This is a genomic window from Holospora elegans E1, assembly GCF_000648275.1.
Taxonomy (GTDB): domain Bacteria; phylum Pseudomonadota; class Alphaproteobacteria; order Holosporales; family Holosporaceae; genus Holospora; species Holospora undulata_A.
Genome location: NZ_BAUP01000021.1, coordinates 1 through 5,613 on the forward strand (window position 1 = coordinate 1; position 5,613 = coordinate 5,613).

Annotated in this window: 5 protein-coding genes; 1 reads left to right on the forward strand and 4 read right to left on the reverse strand. The window is 32.9% G+C overall.

The annotated features are described in order from the left end of the window. Window positions 1–1,294: 1,294 nt before the first annotated feature. The 4 genes from HE1_RS00295 to HE1_RS00310 all read right to left on the reverse strand — a co-directional run bounded on the left by HE1_RS00295 (window position 1,295) and on the right by HE1_RS00310 (window position 4,276). Window positions 1,295–1,837, reverse strand: a complete 543-nt coding sequence (locus HE1_RS00295; protein ID WP_162480072.1) for a hypothetical protein — start codon at window positions 1,835–1,837, stop codon at window positions 1,295–1,297. Between the two features lie 59 nt (window positions 1,838–1,896). Continuing rightward, entirely contained in the window at window positions 1,897–2,283 is a 387-nt protein-coding gene (locus HE1_RS00300; RefSeq protein ID WP_035543279.1) for a hypothetical protein, read from the reverse strand. 194 nt (window positions 2,284–2,477) lie between these two features. Further along, window positions 2,478–3,029, reverse strand: coding sequence for a hypothetical protein (locus HE1_RS00305; RefSeq protein ID WP_035543282.1), 552 nt, complete (start codon window positions 3,027–3,029; stop codon window positions 2,478–2,480). A gap of 182 nt (window positions 3,030–3,211) precedes the next feature. Next, window positions 3,212–4,276, reverse strand: a complete 1,065-nt coding sequence (locus HE1_RS00310) for a hypothetical protein (protein ID WP_035543284.1) — start codon at window positions 4,274–4,276, stop codon at window positions 3,212–3,214. A 200-nt stretch (window positions 4,277–4,476) separates the two neighbouring features. Between HE1_RS00310 and obgE the strand changes: the two genes are divergently transcribed. Continuing rightward, window positions 4,477–5,445 (forward strand): GTPase ObgE, encoded by a 969-nt coding sequence (gene obgE / locus HE1_RS00315; protein WP_242837158.1) that lies wholly within the window; start codon window positions 4,477–4,479, stop codon window positions 5,443–5,445. Window positions 5,446–5,613: the final 168 nt, after the last annotated feature.

Genomic DNA, 5,613 nt, shown 5'->3' on the forward strand with positions numbered 1-5,613 from the left:
GCGTTAAAAGTTGTCATTGGCGCGGTCGACAAGATTCATGGCGATGGTGTTTCAGGTTTGGTCGAAAAAATACAGCATACTATACTCTTGCAAAACTCTTTGGCAGAGACGAAAAATTGATTATTGCACACATGTTCATTCTTCGATGGGTTCATGTTTGGGCTTATAGGGAGGAACAATGCACCTCAATCCCTCTTTCTTTTGCTGTTTTTTGGAGGGGTTTGCTTGTAGGGTCCTTGATCCAAGATCAGGTGAATGTTAGGCGCCCTTGGATAAGCGTCTTTCAGAGGATCAAAAAACGTCTTCAAGGTTTTTAAGGATACCACCCGTCAAATCTAAGGCTCCCATCAGGTTCATGCGTGTCATGGGAGGTGCCTGACAAGTAATTTTCGTTGCCATGGTGGGGGGCGCCATCACCAAACATCCGGCGGTGTTGTCATCACCGTCTCATAATAATTAATAAACGCTTCCTGCTTGGCTGCCTTTTTAAATGAAAAATTATGGGCGTGCAACGTCTTGCCTTGAATCGCAGCCCTAGAGTTCAAGAACATGAGCCGCAAATATCGCTTGCTTTCATATACGTTATGGCTTTCCAAATGTGCGATAAGTTCCTCTGTTTGTGAAACATTCCGCTTGCTTACAGAGCCCTCACTTTACACCATTAACTTTTGATCTTCCTTATATATCTTCTACGCGTCGGTTCTTTTCTTTCCGATGCTGCGTTCTTAACGCAACACGATCTTCTTTTTTCAGAAATATTTGCACAAGAGAAATTATTAAACTTGTAAACAATTTCATTCAGCATGAGTATAGATTGAGATGCAGAGGGAAGAAGATATAGATCAAGCACAGATTGTACTCGACTTTGCTCGACAATGATACCACGGAGCTTGCCCTGTGGAGTGTTTATTTAAAATTTTAATTTACTATAGCTAAGGTCAGATAAAAAAGTCATGTATAATGAGAATTAAATAAAGCTAGAATGTTTGTCAAAACTTGAAAAAAAAAGATGAAATACTCAGTTCAATTTTGTAAAAAAGCGCTAAAGCTATAATCATCTGGTGAGAGTTTTATAAATTTTATTTAATATAATTTTTTTATGCGATCTTGGCTATATACGAAATGAAAGATCAAAGCTCGTATCAAAGGAAGAAATATACTTTGTTACGTTTTTAAAATTTCTTTAAGAGGAAGTTCTTTTTTTACTTTATTTTATTATTCAATAAAAAAATCTCACCGAATATAATTCTATACGGTGAGGTTATCCTAAAAATTTATATTTATCAAAAAATAGTTACTGAACTTTTGGACACTCTTCGAATTTAAACCCAGAAACTGATTTTCCATGCATTTCTGCATACATTAAACGCAAATTTATTAATGTTCCATTTGAACATCTTGCTTTTGAAAAATTTTCTGGATCCAAGGAAATTCCACTTCCATCATCAAAAATTTCTAATAATCTTAGGCACATTTGATCAGGGTGATATCGTTTAGCACTTTGTTGGCTTGTAGTAAAGACTTCATCTCTGTAAGAATACATGTCTTTAAAAAATAGTTCTAAATCTTTTTTTATATCTTTACAAAAATTATCCTTATTCTCATAGTGACTTGAAAATTTTATAGGATTTTCTGTAACATTTTCGTTATAAAAAACTAATTTTAAAAGATCTGTTGCCAAGGCTTCGTATCCATTGTTAAGTAGTCCTCCATCCATTTTATTTTCATTAAATTGATTAGAAAAAGGGCGTGCCCGCTTTTCAAAAAGTTCCACGACTGAGGATTGATCATACCCGTACGCCTTAAAAAGATCGTATCCTGATGGCCCCCAGTCCAAGGCACCGCAAAAGTTCTCTAAGTAAAAGATTTCCTTTTTGACGCTTTTGATTTCCTAATTTATTGAGAAAAAGAAGCAAAACAGGAAGAAGAACGAGGAGCATCAATTTTACGCTTAAAATATCCATCTAATACTTTAATTAAGCAAATTTTTAATTCTTCTTTAACGTATCCTTCAAGAGTTTTTAAATTCAGTAGTTCATAGTCTCTGGTGGATATTCTATCTGTGCCTAGATAAACCCTATTATGCACTATATCTAAATAATCCATCCCAGAAATCACGCTGTTTGTGTGCAAAAAGCTATGTTCTTCAGCTTCAGGATGTAAAATTTTTACTAAATTAATAAAAAAAGTTCTTGCCTGTTCGAAATCCTCTTCTTTTTGACGGTTATGTTTATAATCTAAAACACACCAATCGTAAAAACTTTTTTTCTCTACAAAAAACATTACAGACTCTGGACCAAATTTAAAATTTTTCTCAAAGTCTTCTTCAAAGTCAGGCGTGCTTATTACACTATTTGATACAAGAGTTGCAAATTTTTTTGCATAGTCCGATCCTTTTTCTTTTTGTACAAATCTAAAAATCCTTTCTGCAAATCCATCTTTTTCAGCAGAAGAAAGAACTTCTAAAACAAGTTTTTTTATTTTTCTTGAGGAGACAACTCGATGCTAGTTTTTTTTGGTAAAGGAGCCGTGTCTATATCGTCTAACAGCTTTTCTGAAACTATTAACCTTTCTAATATTGCCCATTGAAGTAGAGAAGGAAAGTTATAAAGATTTTTTAATACTTCTTCTTTTTTATAATATTTAAAAAGTTCATCCAAAAAGAACGAAAAATGCGACTCTTCTAATCTGATTACTTCTAAGTAGTGTAAATGTTTAAAAAGGTATTTACTCCGTTCTTCTAAATCTTCTGGTGGGGAAATATCGTGTTCTTTAAAAAAATTAAACAAAGAAATAATATGTCCAAAACTTAACTTAGTGTAATCTAATGAATCTATAACGCGTTTAAATGTACCTGAAGGAATGCTTTTACATTTATCATCATCGTAAATATTGGACATAAGCTCTTCGAATCTTGAAATATTTTTAAAATCACTCATTCTTGTTAACAAATATTCAAAATTCAAAGAGACGTTTTGTTTAAAATTAAAAAAATTGGGCGCAATTCGAGAAAAATCCGCATCATTCAATTTTTTAATTCTTTCAACAAAGCTTTCAAGTACCTCCGAAGAAATTTTTTGTCCAGATTTCCAAAACCTCTCAACTACCGTACTAAAGTCAGAACTTCTTTTTAACGAATTAATTCTATCGACAAAACATCAAAATTTTTTAGGAAATTTACTTTGAGACTCACAAAATGCAGTCATAACCCTTACAAAAAAAAGTCATTCTTTAAGTTGTTGATTTTATTAAAATTAAAATTTTCTAAAATAGATGAAGGAATAGCGTTCCAAGAATTGCATAGTTTACATATAATCTGAGCAAAACTGTAAGGATCTTTTATCGCATTGACAGCTTTGACAATGTCTTCAAAAACACTTAGAGAAATCGTTTGATCTGAGTTAAAAATCGCATCTGAAACATCCAAAACAGAAGACTCTTCTGTCAATGTACTGATTCTTCTTAGATTCAATCTTTCTAATATATTTGAAGGAACTATTTGATCAGAATTGAACACTTGACACAAAATTTTAGAAAAATTTTGATCGTCTAATTTATTGATTCTTTCAAAATCGAGATTTTCAAAAATTTCTAAAGGAATTTTTTTTCCAAACAAAAAAATTGCAGCAGTAGCTTTTGAAAAATCAGAATCTTCTTTTAATGAGTAAACCCTTTCAAATCCTATAGAATTAAATATTTCTTTATTAAATGTTCTACAAAATTTAAGGTATAGTTCAATAATATTAGAAAAATTTTCATCATTCATTGCTTTTATTCGTGATATAATACCTTCAAATTTTTTTGAACGGTCCAAAGAAACTTGTGTTCCAAAAGATACGCTTTCAATTTTTGATAGCAAAACAGTCCAAGTTGAAGAAGAGTCATCTGGAATCTCATCTAACCAATTTGTAACAAGTTCAAAAAATTGGTCTCTTCTAGGAGCGCAGATAGAGCCAGAGCGATAGGTCGACTGAAAAAGTTCATGAAAAATTCTTTCAGAAAAAAAAGAGTCATTAAAAAAATATTGATGAAAAAAAATCTGAACTTCTGGCATATGTTTTGCTTTGCTTGTTAACATAGCTAAAATTGCAAAAATTTTATCAAGACTAATCCTGTAGACCGGTAATTTTAATTCCTCAATAACAAATTTTACATGTTCTTTATTTTCCCAACTTCCACAAAATAAAGACCGTTCATACTGAGATTCAGGGGCGGCAGGGGTAGAAAAAACACTGCCACTTAGTAATACAAAAAATAGAAAAAAACTTAATTTCATAAAAAAATTAATGCTAATAATACAACTAACAGTGAATTCTTCAATAATTTCTTTAGTTTGTCAAGAAAAAATTAATCACCTACGGTAATAACCTTATGTAAAAGTTTCTAAATTAGAAAGAAGTAAGTCTTAAATAATATTCTGGCTTTTTATACTCATTTTTTGTAAGATACATGGAAGGATTAGAAAAAAAAGCTGCTATGCAATTTGTTCAAGACGCGAAAATTTTTATTAAGAGTGGCTCCGGAGGATCTGGAAGTGTCAGTTTTCGTCGAGAGAAAAATATTGAATTTGGGGGACCTGATGGAGGAAATGGAGGCAAGGGAGGAGACGTGCTTGTCCAAGGAAACGGAGCAAAGCATACTCTTTTAGATTTTCGGTTTAAGAAAAAATATACAGCAGAAAATGGAAGTCCGGGATCTGGAAGAAAAAAAACTGGAAAAGCGGGAAGAGACTTACTTTTATGGGTGCCTCTTGGAACAGAAATTTGGATAGAAGGGGAAAAGGTAGCAGACATAACTCAAGAAAATCAAAAAATTACTTTATTTAAAGGGGGAAAAGGCGGCGCAGGAAATGCGTGTTTAAAAAATTCTGTCCATCAATCTCCTAGAATCGCTTACCCTGGTGAATCAGGACAAGAATCTTGGGTAGAGCTTAAGCTGAAATTGTTAGCAAATGTTGGACTAGTAGGAATGCCTAATGCAGGAAAATCCACATTGTTGAACGCGCTAACAGATGCCAATTCAAAAGTCGGTGATTATCCTTTTACTACATTATTTCCTAAATTGGGAGTGCTGTGTTGGGAGGATAAAGAGATTGTATTGGCAGATCTTCCAGGATTGATTGAAGATGCACACCTGGGAAAAGGACTCGGGCACAGGTTTTTAAGCCATGCGCAGCGATGCAGTGTACTTCTTCATGTTATAGATGCAGCGCAAAGCGATGCCTTTCAGAAATATCACCAGATTCGGCAAGAACTAAAATTGTTTGACGAAACATTGATACAAAAAACAGAATTTATCGTGTTTAATAAAAGCGATCGGTTAAAAGAAGACCAGAAAAAACGCTTACAGGATTTGTTTTCGAATTCAGAGTTAATATTTTTTGTTTCTGCGTTACATCGAAAAGATTTAGAAGCATTAATAAATAAAATAGAAACTTTTTTTTAATCTAAGGCACACCAAGAAAGTTTAACACCAGGTATGAAAGATAAAATTAAATTTTACTCCCAAACTGAGGGATACTGTGCACAAGAGCGTATCCCCTAAAAACTTCTATTTTTTAGTTCACGTTAACATCAGAACGAGGAAGAATTTTTAAATGCTTAAGATCTTATG

Bases quoted from the DNA above. Each gene is read 5' to 3' on its own strand.
- HE1_RS00310 (WP_035543284.1), bottom strand. From the start codon at position 4,276: ATGAAATTAAGTTTTTTTCTATTTTTTGTATTACTAAGTGGCAGTGTT.
- HE1_RS00300 (WP_035543279.1), bottom strand. From the start codon at position 2,283: ATGTTTTTTGTAGAGAAAAAAAGTTTTTACGATTGGTGTGTTTTAGAT.
- obgE (WP_242837158.1), top strand. From the start codon at position 4,477: ATGCAATTTGTTCAAGACGCGAAAATTTTTATTAAGAGTGGCTCCGGA.